The following is a 19,758-nucleotide window of genomic DNA, read 5'->3' as shown; positions in this document are numbered from 1 at the left end:
CACCAAAGACGGCTTCAGATATCTGGAGCCGTTTTTTCAGATCCACCACCCGTGTGGTAAAATTTTCACTTCCCACATTTTTAGTCTAAAGTCTCCAACAGATGACCGAGCCAGCTGATTTCACCAAAATAGAATCCATCTTCGTCCGCCACCGGAACTGCCTGCTTGTCCGCGGGCAATTCACCGGGATTTACACGGATTATTACCTCCATCTGATGGAGCACGGGCTCCGCTATCCGGGAGAATTGGATCAAATGCTCAAGGACTCACTAGCCATTCTCACACTGCATCTTACCGCGCGCCCCTGGTCTGAAACGATCGCCTGGACAGCAAATCTGCGCGCACCAAGGATCAACCTTTTTGTCACAGGCTCCTCCAACGAAGAATACATCACCGGACGGATATTCACCGAGGATATCCGCGAGCCTGACCGGAACTTTTTCTACAGCCAGACCACGGTTCCGACTTCCAATGAGCCACGTCTCTCAACCATGGAAATCGAAGGACGGGATCCCGTCGAGTGGCTTTCCCAGTTCTACGCCCAGTCCGAGCAACGCCCGGCACGCGCGTTTCGCCTGGACGATGAGAACTTCGCCATTATTGCCGCACAGCCGGATGCCGATCTCGAATGGCTCGCCCAGCTGGATTCCAGCCAGGTTGCCGATATCGAGCATTCCGAGGAGACCAATCTGCTTGAAACCCGCCCGTTCCGCTTCCACTGTGGCTGCACTATCGATCGCATCCTCCCGATCCTTGGCAGCTGGCGCGAAAAGCCGGACGAGCTTTTCCAGGAGTCCGACGAGATTACCATCCAATGCCCGCGTTGTGCCGCCAGCTATCGGATCACGCGGGATATGATCTGAGCCAGTTCACCGGAAACATCCCTTCGGCACCTGAATCTACCGGGGCAAACCCTACGTTATCGCGTTGTTCAAAAAAACTTGAACAATCCATTAATGCCCGATAATCAAGGCGTGTGGATCTTTCCTCACAGCCACCGGAAAACCAGTCCCAGGGATTAACTTCCCTGCAGCAGCAAGTCGTGGATTTTTTCATCGATGGCGTGCGCGTATTGGGACTACCCCGCTCTCTGGGCGAAATATACGGCCTGCTTTACGTTTCGCGGGCACCGCTTTCTCTGGATGATCTTGTAAAAACTTTGGGGATCTCCAAAGGCTCTGCCAGCCAGGGACTCAAGACCTTGCGCACTCTGGGCGCGGTTCGCGAGGCTCCCGGCAATGGGGATCGCCGGACATATTATGAACCGGCAATCGAGCTCAAGCGGCTGGTTGGCGGTTTCATCAGGGAGCAAATACGCCCCCACATCGAAAGCGGCCACTCAAAGCTTCAAGCCCTTTCCGACAAGGCCGCTTCAATCCCGGATCCTGACGAACGCGAATTTTTGACTGATCGGCTGGAGCGCTTGGAAGCCTGGATGAAACGCGGGGGCCAGGTGCTGCCCATGCTACAAAAAATTCTCGGCCAATGAGCGCGGACACGGAAAACATCGCCCGTTGGTTTTGCGTGCGCACTCAGACAAAACGGGAACACATCGCCGCAAAACACCTTCGCGGACTGGATGGAGTGGAAGTCTTCTGCCCCCGGATCAAATACCGCAAAGCGACGAGGCGGGGCACCATCTGGTGGCTGGAGCCTCTTTTCCCAGGCTACCTGCTTGCAAAATTCGATCTGTCCGAAATGGAACGCGCAGTCGGCTACTGTCAGGGGGTCCGCGGCCTGGTTCGCTTCGGCTCGGAAACCCCTCACGTGGCGGAGGATTTTGTTATCTCACTCATCGATCAGGTCGCGAAACAATCCGGTGATCAGGAAGATCTCATCACGCTCTCCCCGGCCATCGAAGTAGGCGATGAAATCGAGATCGCCAACGGCCCTTTCGAAGGCATGAAAGGAACCATCCAGAGCATTGTTCCCGCAGCGGATCGGGTAAAAGTTCTTCTGGAGTTTCTTGGCCAGGTCCAACCCATCGATCTCGACCTATTTTCCATTCTTCTCCCGGCCAAGCCGAAACCCGACCTTTGATTTCAAACCACTTTCACTTTGTTCATTTTTGATTGAACAAACGAACCTGCTACGCCTTCATCGAATCACCCGGAAGTTTTCCGGACAGAAAAAATCACCTGCAATCTCCCACCTCATGGTTTTTCACTCAGAATTGAGAGAAATCGACCAGAGGCGGTAGCGTCTCCGGACACAGCTTCCAGCTATTCAGATTCATGCGTTTTCTCATCATTGGAGCCGGTTTTTCCGGTATTGTCGCTGCCCACCAGCTCTCGAACGCCGGTCACAGCTGCACCGTGGTCGACCGGCGCTCCCATCTCGCCGGAAACGCCCATGATTCCCATGACAAGGCCGGGGTATTGATTCACAATTACGGTCCGCATTACTTTCGAACCAATTCGCAGCGTATTCTCGATTACCTATCGAAATTCACAGAGTGGCGCGAGGTGGATTACACCATCAAATCCTATACCGAAGACAGATATTGGTCGTTTCCCATCAATCTTAATACGTTTGAGGAACTGATCGGCAAACCCGCTACGACAGCACAATTCCAAACATATCTTGAGGAAAACCGGCTGGATATCCCCGCCCCGAAAAACTCAGAGGAAGCGATTCTATCCCAAGTCGGCCCACGCCTCTACGAGCTATTTTTCGAGGGCTACACTCTCAAACAATGGAAGCGACATCCGCGGGAGCTTGACCCCTCCGTCTGCAATCGCATCCCCATCCGGACAAATCGGGATGACCGGTATCTTTCGGAAACTTTCCAGGCACTCCCGGCCGCAGGCTACACACGATTGATCGAGAACATTCTCGCAGACAGCCCAAACGTATCACTCCACCTCAATACGGATTTCACCGAGGCCAGAGCACGCTTTCCCCACGATCATTTGATATTCACCGGAGCAATTGATGAATATTTCGATCGCTGTTTCGGCGCTCTTCCATATCGGTCGCTCCGCTTTGAAAATGAATCGTTCACCGCCCAGGAACTTGTTTCACGGGAAGCGATCTCCGGCAAAAAGGGATTCTGGCAACCGGCGATGCAGGTGAATTACCCGGGCAAGGATATTCCTTTTACCCGTATTGTGGAAATCAAGCACGCTACCGGACAGCAGATTGACGCATCGACGATTGTCCGTGAATTTCCAAAGGATTGGTCACCTGGCGAAGAGCCATACTATCCGGTGCCGGCACCAGATGCTGCTGCGGCATACAGGAAATACGCGGAACTCGCAGCTGGAGAAATTGACACAACATTTATCGGCCGCCTCGCGACTTACCGTTATTATAACATGGATCAGGTAACAGGCATGGCGCTTGCTACATCCGAGAAGCTTATTAAGCGTTTCAATTAGAAGACAGGCACTCCGGCTTTACAAATTTCAACACATCACATAACTCCCCGAATCTTTATTTCTTATATGCAAAACGTTTTTATCTCGGGCCATCGTGGTATGGTTGGCTCAGCTTTGGTCCGTAAAGCCGAATCCCTCGGTCTCGATATTCTTACCGCCACCCGTGCTGAATTGGATCTTACGGATCAGGCTGCGGTCTTTTCCTTTCTGGAGAAAAACAAACCGGATACGGTCATCATCGCTGCAGCAAAAGTTGGCGGCATTCACGCGAACTCCACTTATCCCGCGGATTTCATCTACGAGAATCTGGCAATCGCCAGCAACCTGATCGAAGGGTCCCGCCGGGCGGGCATTTCCCGCGTTCTGTTTTTAGGCTCCTCCTGTATTTACCCGAAGCTGGCTCCCCAGCCCATGCCGGAAGACTGCCTGCTGACTTCTCCTCTTGAGATTACCAACGAAGCCTATGCGATTGCAAAAATCGCGGGGCTGAAGATGTGCCAGCATTATCGTGCCCAACACGGTCTGCTCTATCATTCCGCGATGCCGACAAATCTCTACGGGCCGGGCGATAACTATCATCCGGAAAATTCCCACGTCATACCGGCGCTGATCCGGCGCTTCCACGAAGCGAAAACTTCCGGAGCACCTTCTGTAACCATTTGGGGAACAGGCACACCCTGCCGTGAATTCCTCCACACCGATGACCTCGCGGAAGCGTGCTTCCATTTACTCTCCCTTGAGAACCCACCTGACTGGGTCAACGTCGGCACCGGCACCGATCTCACAATCCTCGATCTTGCCAAAACCATTGCCAAAACCGTCGGTTACGAAGGCGAGATCCTTACCGACCCATCAAAACCTGACGGAACACCAAAAAAACTGATGGATGTCTCCGTAATCGCCGCCACCGGATGGAGCGCGAAAACTCCCTTTGAGACCGGTTTGGCAGCCGCCTATCAGGATTTCCTCAGTTCACTCGAGTCCGGCAAAGCCCGCCTCTGATTCCTACTTTCGAAAAATTTCTTACCATGAAAAAAGCACTTATCACCGGCATCACCGGGCAAGACGGCTCCTACCTCGCTGAGTTCCTCCTGGAAAAAGGTTACGAAGTCCACGGCATCAAGCGCCGCGCTTCCCTTTTCAACACGCAGCGCGTCGATCACATCTACGAGGATCCACAGGTGGAGCACGCCCGTTTCAAGCTGCACTACGGAGACCTCACGGATTCCTCCAATCTCACCCGCATCATCAGCGAGGTGCAGCCGGATGAGGTCTACAACCTCGGTGCGCAATCCCACGTTGCCGTTTCCTTCGAAGCTCCGGAATACACCGCGGATGTCGATGCCATGGGCACGCTCCGCCTGCTCGAAGCAATCCGTTTCCTCGGCCTCGAAAAGAAGACCCGTTTCTACCAGGCATCCACTTCGGAGCTCTACGGTCTCGTCCAGGAAATCCCACAGAAGGAAACCACTCCTTTCCACCCGCGCTCACCTTATGCGGTGGCGAAGATGTATGCCTACTGGATCACGGTAAACTACCGCGAATCCTACGGAATGTATGCCTGCAACGGTATCCTCTTCAATCACGAGTCCCCGCGCCGTGGCGAAACCTTCGTGACCCGGAAAATCACCCGCGCGATGGCAAACATCGCCCAGGGACTCGAGGACTGCCTCTACCTCGGCAACATGGACGCACTCCGTGACTGGGGCCACGCAAAGGACTACGTCCGCATGCAGTGGATGATGCTCCAGCAGGATGTGCCGGACGATTTCGTGATCGCCACCGGCAAGCAGATCTCCGTGCGCGAGTTCGTCCGCATGTCGGCGAAGGAAGCAGGCATCGAGCTGGAATTCAGCGGCGAAGGTATCGATGAGATCGCAACCATCACTTCCGTGACCGATGCGGAGAAAGCGCCTTCGGCAAAAGTCGGCGATGTGATCGTGCGGGTCGATCCACGCTATTTCCGCCCTGCGGAAGTGGAGACACTTTTGGGCGATCCGACCAAGGCGAAGGAAAAACTCGGCTGGGTTCCGGAAATCACCGTCGAGGAGATGTGCGCGGAAATGGTCGCCTCCGATTTGGATACCGCGTGCCGCCACGCACTTCTCCACGCCCACGGTCACCACGTGGCTGTCTCGAAGGAGTAAAACCTGCTTTTCCCGCCACTCCTCCAGCATAGAGCCTCTACCGCATGCGAACTTTTCCAGTAATAGGATTGCCCGTCGCCGCTACCGATTACGCCGGTGCGGTTGAGTGGATCCTTGAAAAAGCCGCGCTCAAAGACCGCGCCTATGCCGTGGAAGCGGCCAATACCCATGTCGCCGCGCTCTCACGCAGTGATGTGGAGTTTGGAAATAACATCCGGCTTTTCGATCTGATCACACCGGATGGCATGCCCCTTGTGTGGTCGGTCAATGCGCAGCTCCCGCCAAAGGACCGGCTGAAAGATCGCGTCTATGGGCCAACGCTTATGCTGAAGTGCTTCGAGGCCACTGACAAAGTCAGCTCCCCACATAGCCACTTTCTGTTAGGCGGCCGGGAACAAACCCTGGCCGAGCTTACATCCAGGTTTTCGGAAGATTTCCCGAAGGCAAAAATCGCAGGAAGCTACTCGCCACCCTTTGGGACATGGCCTGAGGAGGAAACGGAAAACATCATCGAAAAAATCCGTGACTCCGGTGCGGATCATGTCTGGGTCGGTCTCGGCTGCCCGAAGCAGGAACATTGGATCGCGACAAACAAACACCGCCTGCCACCCGCCGTTTATTTCGGCATTGGCGCGGCTTTCGCCTTTCACGCCGGCGAAGTCAGGCAAGCTCCCGCCACTATCCAGAAATTCGGGCTCGAATGGGCTTACCGCCTGGCCATGGAACCGCGTCGCCTGTTCAAACGCTACTTCGTTTATAACACCTTATTCATCTTTCATACCCTTCGGGATCACGCTCTCGCCGAGAATTGATCAAAGGGGCCACCTCTATCTCCAACTTACAAACTTTACGCAAACCATATGAAAATATCCTCTATTTGCTGCTTAGGCGCTGGCTATGTCGGCGGTCCCACCATGGCGATGATCGCCGCCAAATGCCCTGACATCCAGGTCACTGTTTGCGATATGAACCAAGCTCGCATCGATGCATGGAACTCGGATTCCCTGCCGGTTTACGAGCCGGGTCTTCAGGAGGTTGTCGAGTCAGCCCGTGGCACGAACCTTCATTTCACCACCGATATCAAGCCTGCCATCGCTGCCGCGGATCTCATCTTTGTCTGCGTCGGCACACCCACCAAGTCCTACGGCATCGGCGCGGGACGCGCGGCGGATTTGCGCTACATCGAGTCCGCGGCACGACTGATCGCAGAGGTCTCCCATGGCAACAAAATCATTGTGGAAAAATCCACGATTCCGGTGAAAACCGCGACCGCGATCCAGACCATCATCGCCGCGAACTCCACCACCAATGCCACCTTCCAGGTTCTATCCAATCCGGAGTTCCTCGCGGAAGGAACCGCGGTTACCGATATGGAGAACCCGGACCGCATCCTCATCGGCGGCGAGCAAACTCCGGAAGGCCAGGAAGCCCTCGAAGCTCTCGTTTCCGTCTACGCGAACTGGGTCCCACGCGAGCGCATCATCACCACAAATCTCTGGTCTTCAGAGCTCTCCAAGCTCGTCGCCAATGCTTTCCTTGCCCAGCGGATTTCCTCGATTAATTCCATCTCCGCACTTTGCGAGGCCACCGGAGCGGATGTCGATGAAGTCGCGCGCGCCATCGGCAGCGATTCCCGCATCGGGCCAAAATTCCTTAAAGCATCCGTCGGATTCGGCGGCTCCTGCTTCCAGAAGGATATCCTCAATCTCGTCTACCTTTGCGAGTCGTTCAACCTCCCGGAAGTCGCCGCCTACTGGCGCTCGGTCGTCGCCATCAATGACTGGCAGAAATCCCGCTTTGTGGAAAAAATCGTCCGCACCCTCTTCAACACGGTCAATGGCAAGCGCATTGCCATTCTCGGCTTCGCTTTCAAAAAGGATACCAACGACACCCGCGAATCCGCTGCGATCAACGTCTGCCGTGACCTCCTGGCGGAAAACGCACATGTCGCGCTCTACGATCCTAGGGTGACAGTGGCAACCATCCACCGGGACCTCCTTGAGGCTGGCGTTTCCCAGTCACTGATTGATTCCAATCTGGAAATCGTCTCGGATCCGTATGCTGCGGCGAAGGACGCGCACGCCCTGGCAACGCTCACCGAGTGGGACGAGTTCCGCGATCTCGATCTTCCAAAAATCTACGAGCTGATGCTCAAGCCAGCCTTCGTCTTCGATGGCCGCGCCATCCTTCCGGCCTCCGCACTGAAGGATCATGGCTTCGATGCCTTCATCATCGGCAAAGGCGAGTAAATGCCCAACGCCATGCGCTGGCTCGTCTCAAAAAGAATGATTTTCAGGCAGAGAAGTTAAACTAGAACTTCACACAAATTCCTGTAACATCATAGATCCGCTGTAGTCAGCGCTGACTGCCATGGAAACCATGGTAAAAGCGCGGCCCGGCACCTAATCTTTCAGTCCAGCTCATGAATATCCACACAGAGTTCCACCGTTTTCTCAACCGCCACGACAAGGAAAGCCTTCTGAAACAGAAAGGCCTGGCCATTTGGATGTGTGGGCTTTCCGGTTCGGGAAAATCAACCATCGCCAATGCCGCGGAGCGCGTCCTGCACCAACAGGGCCACTTTACGATCATTCTCGATGGCGATAATCTCCGCTCCGGACTTAACTCCAATCTAGGCTTTTCCGATGAGGATCGCCTCGAAAATATCCGCCGCTTTGCGGAACTCACAAAAATCCTGGTCAACAACGGGGTGATCGTTTTCATCTCCGCGATCACTCCCCGCGGCGAGCTACGGGACCTTGCTCGTGGAATTGTCGGGGAGGAAAACCTTTTCGAAGTGTATGTAAAAGCATCCTACGAAGCCTGCGAGCAACGCGATGTCAAAGGCCTCTATGCAAAAGCGGCTAAAGGCGAAATCCCGAATTTCACCGGCCAGGCCAGCTCCTTCGAGGAGCCGCAGAATCCGGATCTCACCCTCGATACCGAGGCGCTCAGCGTGGAAGATGCAGCCATTGAATTGGTTGAAGGGATTCTGCCCCGCATCAGCACCCTGTGAAAAGCATCGCGAAGCGGGCCCGGCCTCTTTCCCAAGGGAATTCAATTCCAGTCGCCATCACGGCCCCAATGATTAGTTAATCACTCAAGTTACTAATTATTCCTTGACTCATTGCTGCAGCGGGCTGCATGTTCCCGCACGTAGCACGCACCCGCTCATCCGGCTGCCGCTTTTCAGCATCATCGTTTTAAACCAAGCCATGCCCAATTATAATCTCTCCCACCTCGATCAACTCGAAGCCGAGGCTATTTTCATTCTCCGGGAAACTGCCGCCCAGTTTCAAAATCCCGCTTTGCTTTTCTCCGGCGGCAAAGACTCGATCGTCATGGCATGGCTTGCGAAAAAGGCATTCTGGCCTGCACGTCCTCCTTTCCCTCTCGTTCACGTGGATACCGGCCACAATTTCGAGGAAACCATGCACTATCGCGATGAGTTCGTAAAACTTCTCCGTGCCCAGCTGGTTGTAGGCTCCGTCCAGGAATCCATCGATACCGGTCGCGTCGTCGAAGAAAAGGGACCGAATGCTTCCCGCAACAAGCTCCAGACCGTCACGCTCCTCGATACTCTGGAAAAACATCAATATGACGCAGCTCTCGGTGGCGGACGCCGCGATGAGGAAAAGGCCCGCGCCAAGGAACGCTTTTTCTCGCACCGCGATGACTTCGGCCAATGGGATCCGAAAAACCAACGTCCGGAGCTCTGGAACCTCTTTAACGGCCGCCGCAATCCGGGCGAACACTTCCGCGTCTTTCCTCTCTCCAATTTCACCGAAATGGATATCTGGATGTATATCCAACGTGAGGAAATCCCGCTGCCCTCCATCTATTTCGCCCACGAGCGCGAAGTTTTCGAGCGTAACGGCACACTCCTCGCGGTGACCGATTTCCTCAAGCCACAGGAGCATGAAAAAGTAACCAAGGAAATCGTCCGTTTCCGCACCATTGGCGATGCCACCTGCACCGGTGCCGTCCGTTCCAACGCCTCCAATCTCGACGAAGTTATCGCGGAAGTGTCCGCTGCCCGCCAAACCGAACGCGGAACCCGCTCCGATGACAAGCGCTCGGAAACCGCCATGGAAGACCGTAAGAAGGAAGGCTATTTCTAATAGCCCAAGGTAATCCGTAGGCATTCACATCGCCCACTGAGCCATCTTCTTCCAATCCCACACCTTCCAAACCAGCATACCTCTTCCTTTTTCCTGATCACTAAACTCTGATCACTTCCCACTTCTTCCAATGGACCTCCTTCGCTTTACTACCGCCGGTTCCGTCGATGACGGAAAATCCACACTAATCGGCCGCCTGCTTTATGATTCAAAATCCATCTTCGAGGACCAACTCGAAGCCATGGAAGAATCCTCCCGCAAACGCGGTGATGAGAACGTCAATCTCGCCCTCCTCACAGACGGCCTCAAAGCCGAGCGCGAGCAAGGCATCACCATCGATGTCGCCTACCGCTACTTCGCCACGCCGAAACGGAAATTCATCATCGCGGATACCCCGGGGCACACCCAATACACGCGGAACATGGTTACTGGTGCTTCCACCGCCAACCTTGCCATCATTTTGATCGATGCCCGCAAAGGAGTTATCGAGCAGACCAAACGCCACTCCTTCATCGCGAATCTCCTTCGCATCCAGCACCTCGTCGTCGCAGTGAACAAAATGGATCTCGTCGACTACTCGGAAGAGGTCTTCAACAATATCGTAAAGGATTTCCGCGAGTTCGCATCCCGCCTCGATAACATCGTGGATATCACAGCCATCCCGATCTCCGCTTTGAACGGGGACAACGTCGTCGAAAAATCAGCAAGCATGGCGTGGTATGAAGGCCCTACTTTCCTCTACCATCTGGAAAACGTATACGTCGGCGGCGAGGAAAACCACGTCGATGCGCGCTTCCCGGTTCAATGGGTGATCCGCCCGATGTCCGATGAGTTTCACGACTTCCGCGGCTACGCGGGCCGGGTGGCAGGCGGCGTTTTCAAGCCTGGCGATGAGGTTACCGTGCTCCCTTCCGGGTTCAAAACCCACGTCAAGGCCATCCACTCACCTGACGGCGAAAAAACCGAAGCCTTTGCCCCGCAATCCGTCTGCCTCACACTCACCGACGAGATCGATATCTCACGCGGCGATACCATCGTGAAGTGCAACAACCCTCCGCGCGTCTCCCAGGATATCGAAGCCATGGTCTGCTGGTTCTCCACCAAAGCAATGCCTTCCCGTGCAAAGCTCATCATCCGCCACACCACCCAAGAGACAAAAGCCATCATCCAGGAGGTCAAATATCAGGTCGATGTGAACACCCTCCACAAGATCGAAGGAATCGATAGCCTCAGCATGAACGACATCGGCCGCATCACTCTGCGCACCGCCGTCCCGCTCATCCACGATAGCTATCGTCGCAACCGCAATACCGGCTCCTTCATTCTCATTGATCCCGGCACCAACGAAACCGTTGCCGCCGGCATGATCATCTAAGAGAACCAAGAAGCGCCAACGCTTCTCCCGAGCTCAAACAGCCCTCTTCTTCTACCACGCGACTCGCACACCACCCCGTGCGAGTCGCGCTTCTGTGTTAACCAATCTGTCATAGCGTCTTTTCCCACGCTCTGCCCTCCCCACGATCATGAAATCCGACTCAGCCAAACAAAAAGTCATGTTGGTAGGAGTCGTGCCCCCGCCGGTTCACGGACAATCCATTGCCACAAAGGCTTTATTCGATGCGGATCTCTCTCCCATCGAAAAAATCTTACTACCCATCCGCTCCAGCAAGAGCATTGACACAGTTGGCAAACTTTCACTTTCCAAGGCACTAAGTCTCTTCCCCCTTATTTTAAAAGCTTGGCTTCTCTGGCTTTGGAAGCGGCCACAAACACTCTACTACACCGCAGGAAGCGGCGCATGGGTCCCCTTCACCCGGGACTTTCTATTTCTGGCTCTGTGCCGTCCACTTTTCAAACGAACCGTCATTCATTACCATTCCGGTAATCTCGTGGAATTCCTGGAAGCCTCTCCGCTACGCTCGAAACTCGGCCAATTCACCTACGGCAGAGGCGCCTGCACCATACGCCTCGGAAAATATTGCCCAGCCCCTATCTATCCGGGCAATCAGGTCTTCGATGTGCCGAACGGAATTGATGTCCCCGAGTATTTACCCGAACGCACGGAAAGTGACACCTTCCGTATTCTGTTTCTTGGCAACCTCTTCATCGACAAAGGGGTTCTCGATCTCATCAGCGCTGTCACGCTACTGGGTAAACAATCTCCTGAGAAAAATTTCAAACTCTCTCTGATCGGTGGCTGGCCGGATGAGACAACCCGATCAAAGATAGAAAATGCCATTTCAGAGCTACCTTCCAATGTCGATTGCCCGCCTCCCGCTCCCGCCTATGGCGACGAGAAATGGAAAGCTCTCCGCTCCCACGATGTCTTCGCGTTCCCTTCCTATTACAGCTCGGAAAACCTCCCGCTCGTCATCATCGAAGCCATGGCCGCCGGATTGCCAGTCATTGCGTCCGACTGGAGAGGAATAAAATCCCTTGTGGAAGACGGAAAAACCGGGCTGTTGGTAAAACCAAGCGATATCAATCAATTGGCGGCGGCCATCGATAAAATGGCGTCAGACCAGACCCTGCGCCGAAACCTGACCATCCATGCTAATAAGCAATACGTTGAATCGTTAACAAAACAGATTCACCTGAATAAAATCTGTGACATCCTCCAATAAAACCCAATGACAACATACAATAAGGAGTCCCACTAAAGATCAAATCGATTACCACTACATTCAGAACGAGTCAATATCCATAAAAAGGCCCCCAAATCGATAACTTACCAAAACTAAACAGATACGCATCAGAGCCGTAATTCATTCCTTCCCGAAAGCAATGAATCGATTGATACTAAGACCCTTAGGGCGCGACTTCTAAATAAAATTTAAAACTAATATTCCACATGCCAACTGACATTACGATAGCTACCTGGATGTATTCTCCACCTAAAGGAGATAAATCCAGACACCATCAAGTGGGGACAGATATTGGTGCGCAGAAGGTTAGGAATTACTATTGGCGCTCTGTTGTGGTTCTCTTCGCAAGTGCAGCCACTCACCACCCGGAAAGCCGTAGAGTGCTGCTTGTGAATGAACTTCCACCGGAAAAGATCGATGGATTCTTCGTTAGCCCAATCCTTGAACGCCTCAAAGTTGAGATACGGGTCTTGAAGGACATCACCCGGCCACCCGGCGATTACCACAATGCATGGAATACGCAGTTCGTAGTTCTTGATGCACTCCAAGAACTCTCTGACATTTCATCTGGAGCCACTCCAGTCCTACTTCTCGATTCCGACTGCGTTTTCATAAGGCCCCTATCAGCGGAATTGATCGAAAGAATCGCAGAAGATAAAATCCTTCGATACGACCTGGGCAGCAATGATGACAGCCCGGAGAACGGACTTAGCAACAGGGATCTCGGCCGATTGGCGGCCGAATATGATCCGCCTCTCGATAGAGAGGTTATCCGATATGCGGGGGGAGAAATTTTCTGCGGCCGCGCGGATATACTTCCGGAAGTCGTAAAATTAGGCAGACGAACCTACGAAATATCCATCGAGAGGCATAGAGCTGGTTTACCTAAGTTCAACGAAGAAGCACACCTGCTAAGCTACGTCTATGAAGTGCTCGGATCACCCGACGCCTCTGCCAACGACATGATCAAAAGAATTTGGACAGACCGAGGATGGTATTCCAACCTTGATGGATCAGAAATGGATCTGACTATTTGGCACTTACCTGCAGAAAAGAAACTGGGGATAATCAAAGCGTTTCACCTAATCGCATCAGGTAAAAGTTATCCCGACAATCCCCAACGAGCAGCCCGCCTATTCCACATCAAAGTTTCATTCGCCGAACTTATATGGATGAAAGCCAAAGGAGTTGCTAGGCACGGAAGAAATTTTCTCAGAAATGTCGGAAAGCAAGCATCTCAGATCACAATTCACAGACTAAAAAAGCCATGACATGGAAGCAACAAATAGTAAAGGTCTTCAACAATCTAGGATATGATTTGAGGCGTTATCGTCCTGATACTCATTCCCTCGCCCGTCGAAAGGCCCAGATGAAGCTCTACGGAGTCGACCTGGTCATCGACGTGGGCGCAAACGCCGGACAATTCGGTGAAGAACTCCGACACAATGGCTACCTCGGAGAAATTTATTCTTTCGAACCCCTGAACGATGCCTTCTCGGTGCTCGAATCGGTGGCTTCGCGCTCAAAAGATTGGCGTGTCAAAAACTGCGCTCTCGGCGCTGAAAGAGGAACCAGTATTATCCATGTCTCTGGTAATTCTTTCAGTAGCTCATTACTCGATATGCTGCCATCCCACGAAGAGGCAGCACCGGATTCCAAGTATGTGCGGGATCAAGAAATTCAGGTAGAAACGCTCGATGATTTACTTCCGGAAATATCCCAGGCCGACAGATCCATCTGGTTGAAGATCGATACGCAGGGTTTCGAACACCAAGTTATTTCAGGCGCTGTCAAGAGCCTTCACAGAATCCACACCATCCAAATGGAAATTTCTTTGACGCCTCTCTATAGCGGCGCACTGAATATACAAGAAATGATCACTTTGATGGCGGACCATGGCTACGGCATCATCGATATTGAACCTGAATTTTGCGATCAAACAACGGGTCGCTTGTTACAAGCCAATATTACCTTCCATCGCGACTAGTTCAAAGACTCGCGGATCGTTTTTCTAGCCTCTTCGAGGTCCGCTCTATGGCTATGATTTCTTTTCAGAACCTGAAAAACAGCCATGCGGCTCGCAATGCTGCGGCTTCCTATCTGGCATTCGCTTCATCCGCAGTCTGTGGTTTGGTCTCGATTCCAATCGCCGTATCCTATTTGAACAAAACTCAAATGGGATTGTGGAGCATTGTTTTCACGATCGTCGGGTATCTACTATGGCTTGATCTGGGAATAGGAAATGCAACCGGGAGAAAGATCGCGGCCGCTATCCTCGCAGACGATCAGCGCGAAATAAATCGCTGGTGGACATTATCGATCGGTGTTCTGGCACTCCTGGGGGGGGTCATGTTTCTGGCATCACTTTTCCTAAGTCCATTTCTCACAGGCCTACTCAACATACCTTCCGAATACACCGGGGATACCCTTTGGCTGTTTCTCGGAATGACTGCGGTTAGCGCGGTTGGTATGCCTTTCCGGGCTTATCCGGGACTTCTCATCGCCCAAGAACGTTTCCATTGGGTTCCATTGGTTCAGGCTCTAATGCCCTGGCTGCAGCTAGGCTGCTTTTGGGGACTATTGTCTCTTGGCTTTGGAGTTCGCTCTTATTTCCCTGCTCTCGCGTTCAGCCAGGCGACTGGGTGGGTAATTTATGTCTGGAAGGTCCATGGCAAAGGGTTCCGGATTAGAATCGATTTCAGCGGGTGGACAAAATCTCGTTTCCACGAACTTTTTTCCTATAGTAGCAGCTTGGCGGTGATCGGTATTGTCGAGTCTGTGTTGCAAAGTTTGCCCGCACTCCTTTTGGCACGCCTGGGAGGCCTTCCACTGGTTCCTGTTTACAATCTAACCAATCGCGGCCCTGGTATGCTGCACTCTGTGGCCCAGCGCACGACCTACGCATTCTTCCCAAACTTGCAGAAACTCTATGTATCGGGAAAGATCGATCTCTTTGGAGACAAATTCCGGAAGGTAAATCAGCTCGGTGTCTGGGTAGGATTAATCGGTGCGGGAGGAATTATCGCGGGAAACCGTCCATTGGTATGCTGGCTTGCTAAACTCGACTTTTACGCGGGAGGCTGGACCAATCTCTGGTTTGCCTGCTGGATGATCACGTTCCCCTTCGTGAATGGTATTTCGGATCTTTTCCAGCTCGCCGGAAAAATGGGAAAAACAGCCGGTTTTGCCATGCTGGAATTACCTCTGGGAGTAGCACTTTGCTGGATGGGATTTCATTTCGGCGGTATGCCGGGGATCGCGGCAGCGTTTGCCCTGTTACCCCTCCTCGTTCGCGCTCCATATTCACTCTACGCAGGTCCCCGCTTCTGCGGCTTCAAAACTTGGTCAGTCTGCGGCAATGCAGTGGTCGCATTGATTGTTGGCCTCTCACTCATATTGATCGGAGGTGCTTGGAGTGCTTCCGGCTCCGAAGCCACCGAAGCCTTTGATATTCTTGGCAGAACAACTTATCTACCAACCTTCAGAGAACTCGCTGTAGGCATTATAGCCATAGCGTTAGGAAGTATCCAAGCAATCAGATGTCTGCTGAAAATTCGCAATGGCGTAGCTACTCCCCTTCCTGCTCTTTAACATTCTCCGATTTATGCAAACAATAGCTAATAAATCACTCGCAAAAATAAAGGCCACATATCTTAGATACTTAAGGAGATTTGACAAACATGTATCAATAATACCAACCATTTCATATTTTAGTCCTCAAAGTGGATGGTTCTCAGCATTCGACCAGTTTAAACAAAACAGTGAAAACGGAATGATCATCTCGAATGATCAAGGACAAGGCCAAAACGCTGAAAATAGCCTCGCAAGACTATATAATAAAAATCAACATTTTAGTAAGAATTGGCCATTCTTTTGGCTCCTGATAACTAATGCCAGACTAGTTGGTGGTTTGAGGATTTGGAGAAACACCGAAAACAAGGGAGTTCTAGAGGGGAGTTTCAACTGCACCGAAAGGCTAGGCATCAGAGATGGCCAAGGGATTGGCCGCTACTGGCTAGCTCCAGAAAGAAAATTGCCCGGTCCATGGACATCAATTATTTCAAACTGGGGAACTGGTAATAACTATTATCACTGGATGATCGATTGTTTGGGAAGACTTGCTGCATTGGAACACTTACCTGAATTCCCAAAAATCATCATACCTATTTCAGATTACCCATTTGTCAGCGAGTCTTTGGAAATGTTAGGATTAATCGATAGGTGTGAGACCCACGACGAACCTTGCGTGAGGCCCGAACGTTTTTATTTCATTTCTCCTCCTGCGGATACCGGTAAATGGAATCCTATTGCTTATGCATGGCTAGAACAAAAATTTTCTCCGTATTTCTCAAAAGAGAATGGCTCACGACGTCTTTTTTTCACGCGTGTGGGAAGCAATAGAATACCTGATAATATTTCCCAGATTGAAAATATCTTTATAAACGAAGGATTTGAAATTATTGATTGTGGAAAATTAACATTACGAGAACAAATTCTGATATCTAGTTCAGCAAGCATCATTGCAGGATTACATGGAGCAGCTATGACTAATATCTTATGGACTAAAGATAACACGAAAATAATAGAGATATTTCAAGAGGATTACTTAAATAGCTGTTACGAACAAATCGCCTTCTACAAAGGAATAAAATATAATTACATAATCAACAATAATAAATCGATAAACTCGAATATACTTACAGCAATCAACTCCTAGATACATGATTCGCATACTCCTTCAAGGTAGGACAGGCAATAATCTATTTCAATACGCTGTCGGTCGTGCGCTAGCGCAACGCCATAATACCTCACTGATCCTCGATGGAGCTTGGTCAAACAAAGCTCATGCGGAAACGTTTTCACATCTCTTAAGGCTGCCAATCAACGCAACATATGAGCGTAAATTTACAATTCTGAAAAGATTAGCTAATAGATTTCTTCGGATAAAACCTGAAATACTTCATGCAGGCCCAGTAATTATCGATCATTCTGACGGCCTAGTTCCAGATCTGAGTCTTGCATCAGCCAATTCATTACTCATTGGATTCTTCCAGAGCCCAATTCTGTTCGACAGTGTAGAGCAAGAAATACGAAATGAGCTCGACTTGACAAAAATTGTGATTCCTCCGGAATCAGTCGATTTTGAGAATAAACTCCATGAACAACTAACCGTATCGCTTCATGTGCGTAGGGGTGACTATCTGGCAATTCAGGATACCCAATGCTTAGCCTCCGATTATCATAAAAAAGCCATCGAATGGTTCCGCAGCCGCCATGAAAACCTCCGATTCTGTGTGTTTTCCGATGATATTCCGTGGTGTAAAAAACATTTTCTAGAAGAAGACTTTGTGTTCGCAGATCTCCAAGGTTCCTCCGACGACCCCCTTCATGATCTAAGACTAATGGCAGCGTGCGATCATCATATAATCGTAAATAGCAGCTACTCTTGGTGGGGGGCATGGTTGAACCCCTCAAATTCAAAGCAAGTTGTTGCTCCTGAGATGTGGATGAAAAACTTTAGCAGCAAAAACATTATTCCAAATACTTGGACTTCTTTATAAAAAAATAAAGATAATATATTTTAAATTCGAAAGCATGGAAAACTCCCTTTCTAAAAACACCAGAATTTGGCAATTTGAAGCATTACGCGGTTTTCTCTGTTGGTGGGTTGTTGCCGACCACATCCGAATATTCCTGCCTGATACTTTTCCCGAAGTCTTCATCCAAGCCATCTGGGGGGGGCATGCTGTAAACGTATTTATTATATTAAGTGGATTTGTCATATCCTTGCTACTTGAACGTGAGACAAATTGGATTAGCTTTATCAAAGGCCGTTTTTTCCGGCTTTGGCCAGCATTTGTAGTATGCATATTAATAGCCAGCATTCTACCAAAATATCTGAATTCTAATAATCCACCTTTAGTATTTCTCTCCAACCTAACAATGCTGCACGGGATAATTCCCGAATCTCTACTACCCGGAATATCCAGCAGTCTGCTACCCCCTAGTTGGTCGATCTCATTAGAGTGGCAGTTCTATCTCGTAGCTCCATTCTTATTCATTGCAATTAAATCTCAAAAAGTTTGGGTCATTTTATTACTTATAGCCTGCATGGCGATAAGTCGCCTAACTAATCTGGAGCATGCTTTTATTTTCCCATCATTTCTCCCACTGAAGCTACATTACTTTTTTATTGGCATACTTTCCTACGTTAGCTGGAACAAGCTAAAAAAAACAAATATAAATATATCGATTTGGATTATTCTGCTCACAGCATTATTGGTTGCCGCATTTACCAAGAATATTTCGCTGACCATTTGGACGTTCGCTCTGGGATCAACACTACCAGGCCACCTAAATCATTTTGCTACCAAATATGAATCAACAAGGATAGTCAAAGCATCTTGTTTCCTAGGTAAAATATCTTATTCAACATACCTGATACACTGGCCACTCCTGATTTTATTTTACAGCCCGTTTATTCAAAAAGAAATCAGAATTTTCACTAACCCCTACTTGACGATAGCTCAATATTTGATAATAGTATTCCTTCCGATAATCTCAGCATCGTTTATAATTTATAACTGGATAGAAAAACCGTTCAACAGGTATGGAAAGCGAAGAATCACCAGGCATGATTAATATGACCGCACTCATAACAAGCCACAATAGACGGAACCACACCCTGACATGCCTAGAGCGTCTATACGGACAGATTCTCCCAGCGGGGACGCATCTGGGTGTGATCTTAGTCGATGACGGTTCTAATGACGGAACTGCGGATGCCGTTCAAAAACAATTCCCTCAAGTCCGAGTGATTAAGGGATCCGGCAATCTCTATTGGTGCGGTGGAATGAGGGAGGCATGGAAAGCTGCTGCACCCGATGACCCGGAGTATTACCTCTTGCTCAACGATGACACGCATTTGAGAGAGGATGCCCTAAACAGGCTACTCAAGATAGTTATTAGCCCCGATTCAAGAATCATTGGGGTAGCAACGATAGCAGACGATCTGACTGGAGAAGTCAACTATGGAGCCGTTCACAATTCCAAGGGTCTACTACGACCATCGGACTCTGAAAACGGCGATACATTCAACGCGAATTGCGTGGTTGTTCCCAGAGCTGTCTTCAAGGAGCTCGGTATACTGCATCATACCTACACTCATGCTATGGGAGATACTGACTACGGTATACAAGCCACACGTAGAGGTATCGTGATCAAAAAATCGTCTGAGTTTTTAGGAACTTGCGGTAGCAATCCGGTCACCGGCACCTGGCGGGACAAAACCCTGCCGAGAATTCAGCGGCTCAGGCTCTTGCAGCAGCCAAAAGGACTACCTTTCCGCGAATGGGTCGTGTTTTGCAAAAGGAATATGGGCTGGAAATGGCCCTATACGTCGATCTCACCCTTCTTACGAATTTTGGTAGGACGCTGAGATTTTTTTACGCTGAAACCTTAGTCG

General features: G+C 50.7%; 19 protein-coding genes. All 19 read left to right on the top strand.

Annotation, left to right across the window (positions count from 1 at the left end; all coding sequences use genetic code 11):
* Positions 1-101 precede the first annotated feature (101 nt).
* Complete coding sequence (locus ACFSSA_RS04195) at positions 102-863, top strand: Hsp33 family molecular chaperone HslO (protein ID WP_386818604.1); 762 nt, start codon at positions 102-104, stop codon at positions 861-863.
* A 113-nt stretch (positions 864-976) separates the two neighbouring features.
* Positions 977-1,489 carry a GbsR/MarR family transcriptional regulator gene (locus ACFSSA_RS04190; protein WP_386818603.1) on the top strand — a complete coding sequence of 171 codons (513 nt, stop codon included), beginning with the start codon at positions 977-979 and terminating at the stop codon, positions 1,487-1,489.
* Positions 1,486-2,040: a transcription termination/antitermination protein NusG gene (gene nusG, locus ACFSSA_RS04185; RefSeq protein ID WP_386818601.1), complete on the top strand. Its 555-nt coding sequence runs from the start codon at positions 1,486-1,488 to the stop codon at positions 2,038-2,040. Before ACFSSA_RS04190 ends, nusG begins: the two co-directional genes overlap by 4 nt.
* A gap of 194 nt (positions 2,041-2,234) precedes the next feature.
* Positions 2,235-3,380, top strand: a complete 1,146-nt coding sequence (locus ACFSSA_RS04180; RefSeq protein ID WP_386818599.1) for a UDP-galactopyranose/dTDP-fucopyranose mutase family protein — start codon at positions 2,235-2,237, stop codon at positions 3,378-3,380.
* Between the two features lie 66 nt (positions 3,381-3,446).
* A complete protein-coding gene (locus ACFSSA_RS04175; RefSeq protein WP_386818597.1) occupies positions 3,447-4,382 on the top strand; it encodes a GDP-L-fucose synthase family protein in 936 nt (311 codons plus the stop codon).
* Positions 4,383-4,408: 26 nt separating this feature from the next.
* Positions 4,409-5,527, top strand: a complete 1,119-nt coding sequence (gmd, locus tag ACFSSA_RS04170) for a GDP-mannose 4,6-dehydratase (RefSeq protein WP_386818595.1) — start codon at positions 4,409-4,411, stop codon at positions 5,525-5,527.
* Between the two features lie 44 nt (positions 5,528-5,571).
* Positions 5,572-6,339: a WecB/TagA/CpsF family glycosyltransferase gene (locus tag ACFSSA_RS04165; RefSeq protein ID WP_386818593.1), complete on the top strand. Its 768-nt coding sequence runs from the start codon at positions 5,572-5,574 to the stop codon at positions 6,337-6,339.
* Positions 6,340-6,387: 48 nt separating this feature from the next.
* Complete coding sequence (locus tag ACFSSA_RS04160) at positions 6,388-7,776, top strand: nucleotide sugar dehydrogenase (protein WP_386818591.1); 1,389 nt, start codon at positions 6,388-6,390, stop codon at positions 7,774-7,776.
* 173 nt (positions 7,777-7,949) lie between these two features.
* Positions 7,950-8,543, top strand: a complete 594-nt coding sequence (cysC, locus tag ACFSSA_RS04155; protein ID WP_386818589.1) for an adenylyl-sulfate kinase — start codon at positions 7,950-7,952, stop codon at positions 8,541-8,543.
* 199 nt (positions 8,544-8,742) lie between these two features.
* Positions 8,743-9,648: a sulfate adenylyltransferase subunit CysD gene (gene cysD / locus ACFSSA_RS04150; RefSeq protein WP_386818587.1), complete on the top strand. Its 906-nt coding sequence runs from the start codon at positions 8,743-8,745 to the stop codon at positions 9,646-9,648.
* A 130-nt stretch (positions 9,649-9,778) separates the two neighbouring features.
* Positions 9,779-11,023 (top strand): sulfate adenylyltransferase subunit CysN, encoded by a 1,245-nt coding sequence (gene cysN, locus ACFSSA_RS04145; protein WP_386818586.1) that lies wholly within the window; start codon positions 9,779-9,781, stop codon positions 11,021-11,023.
* Between the two features lie 148 nt (positions 11,024-11,171).
* Positions 11,172-12,272: a glycosyltransferase family 4 protein gene (locus tag ACFSSA_RS04140; protein ID WP_386818584.1), complete on the top strand. Its 1,101-nt coding sequence runs from the start codon at positions 11,172-11,174 to the stop codon at positions 12,270-12,272.
* Between the two features lie 227 nt (positions 12,273-12,499).
* Positions 12,500-13,564, top strand: a complete 1,065-nt coding sequence (locus tag ACFSSA_RS04135; protein ID WP_386818582.1) for a hypothetical protein — start codon at positions 12,500-12,502, stop codon at positions 13,562-13,564.
* On the top strand, positions 13,561-14,280 hold the full coding sequence (locus tag ACFSSA_RS04130; RefSeq protein ID WP_386818580.1) for an FkbM family methyltransferase: 720 nt from the start codon (positions 13,561-13,563) through the stop codon (positions 14,278-14,280). Before ACFSSA_RS04135 ends, ACFSSA_RS04130 begins: the two co-directional genes overlap by 4 nt.
* A 47-nt stretch (positions 14,281-14,327) precedes the next feature.
* Entirely contained in the window at positions 14,328-15,884 is a 1,557-nt protein-coding gene (locus ACFSSA_RS04125) for a lipopolysaccharide biosynthesis protein (protein WP_386818578.1), read from the top strand.
* Between the two features lie 13 nt (positions 15,885-15,897).
* Entirely contained in the window at positions 15,898-17,010 is a 1,113-nt protein-coding gene (locus ACFSSA_RS04120) for a glycosyltransferase family 61 protein (RefSeq protein ID WP_386818576.1), read from the top strand.
* 4 nt (positions 17,011-17,014) lie between these two features.
* Positions 17,015-17,854 (top strand): alpha-1,2-fucosyltransferase, encoded by an 840-nt coding sequence (locus ACFSSA_RS04115; RefSeq protein ID WP_386818574.1) that lies wholly within the window; start codon positions 17,015-17,017, stop codon positions 17,852-17,854.
* 34 nt (positions 17,855-17,888) lie between these two features.
* Positions 17,889-18,935 (top strand): acyltransferase family protein, encoded by a 1,047-nt coding sequence (locus ACFSSA_RS04110; protein ID WP_386818572.1) that lies wholly within the window; start codon positions 17,889-17,891, stop codon positions 18,933-18,935.
* Positions 18,904-19,731, top strand: a complete 828-nt coding sequence (locus ACFSSA_RS04105) for a glycosyltransferase family 2 protein (RefSeq protein ID WP_386818570.1) — start codon at positions 18,904-18,906, stop codon at positions 19,729-19,731. Before ACFSSA_RS04110 ends, ACFSSA_RS04105 begins: the two co-directional genes overlap by 32 nt.
* The last annotated feature ends 27 nt before the right edge of the window (positions 19,732-19,758 follow it).

It is taken from the genome of Luteolibacter algae (genome assembly GCF_042683045.1).
GTDB lineage: Bacteria > Verrucomicrobiota > Verrucomicrobiia > Verrucomicrobiales > Akkermansiaceae > Luteolibacter > Luteolibacter algae.
Note: the sequence above shows the minus strand (reverse complement) of the source record. Positions and strands in the feature narration are given on the sequence as shown.

Bases quoted from the DNA above. Each gene is read 5' to 3' on its own strand.
- ACFSSA_RS04195 (WP_386818604.1), top strand. From the start codon at position 102: ATGACCGAGCCAGCTGATTTCACCAAAATAGAATCCATCTTCGTCCGC.
- nusG (WP_386818601.1), top strand. From the start codon at position 1,486: ATGAGCGCGGACACGGAAAACATCGCCCGTTGGTTTTGCGTGCGCACT.
- ACFSSA_RS04180 (WP_386818599.1), top strand. From the start codon at position 2,235: ATGCGTTTTCTCATCATTGGAGCCGGTTTTTCCGGTATTGTCGCTGCC.
- ACFSSA_RS04175 (WP_386818597.1), top strand. From the start codon at position 3,447: ATGCAAAACGTTTTTATCTCGGGCCATCGTGGTATGGTTGGCTCAGCT.
- gmd (WP_386818595.1), top strand. From the start codon at position 4,409: ATGAAAAAAGCACTTATCACCGGCATCACCGGGCAAGACGGCTCCTAC.
- ACFSSA_RS04165 (WP_386818593.1), top strand. From the start codon at position 5,572: ATGCGAACTTTTCCAGTAATAGGATTGCCCGTCGCCGCTACCGATTAC.
- ACFSSA_RS04160 (WP_386818591.1), top strand. From the start codon at position 6,388: ATGAAAATATCCTCTATTTGCTGCTTAGGCGCTGGCTATGTCGGCGGT.
- cysC (WP_386818589.1), top strand. From the start codon at position 7,950: ATGAATATCCACACAGAGTTCCACCGTTTTCTCAACCGCCACGACAAG.
- cysD (WP_386818587.1), top strand. From the start codon at position 8,743: ATGCCCAATTATAATCTCTCCCACCTCGATCAACTCGAAGCCGAGGCT.
- cysN (WP_386818586.1), top strand. From the start codon at position 9,779: ATGGACCTCCTTCGCTTTACTACCGCCGGTTCCGTCGATGACGGAAAA.
- ACFSSA_RS04140 (WP_386818584.1), top strand. From the start codon at position 11,172: ATGAAATCCGACTCAGCCAAACAAAAAGTCATGTTGGTAGGAGTCGTG.
- ACFSSA_RS04135 (WP_386818582.1), top strand. From the start codon at position 12,500: ATGCCAACTGACATTACGATAGCTACCTGGATGTATTCTCCACCTAAA.
- ACFSSA_RS04130 (WP_386818580.1), top strand. From the start codon at position 13,561: ATGACATGGAAGCAACAAATAGTAAAGGTCTTCAACAATCTAGGATAT.
- ACFSSA_RS04125 (WP_386818578.1), top strand. From the start codon at position 14,328: ATGGCTATGATTTCTTTTCAGAACCTGAAAAACAGCCATGCGGCTCGC.
- ACFSSA_RS04120 (WP_386818576.1), top strand. From the start codon at position 15,898: ATGCAAACAATAGCTAATAAATCACTCGCAAAAATAAAGGCCACATAT.
- ACFSSA_RS04115 (WP_386818574.1), top strand. From the start codon at position 17,015: ATGATTCGCATACTCCTTCAAGGTAGGACAGGCAATAATCTATTTCAA.
- ACFSSA_RS04110 (WP_386818572.1), top strand. From the start codon at position 17,889: ATGGAAAACTCCCTTTCTAAAAACACCAGAATTTGGCAATTTGAAGCA.
- ACFSSA_RS04105 (WP_386818570.1), top strand. From the start codon at position 18,904: ATGGAAAGCGAAGAATCACCAGGCATGATTAATATGACCGCACTCATA.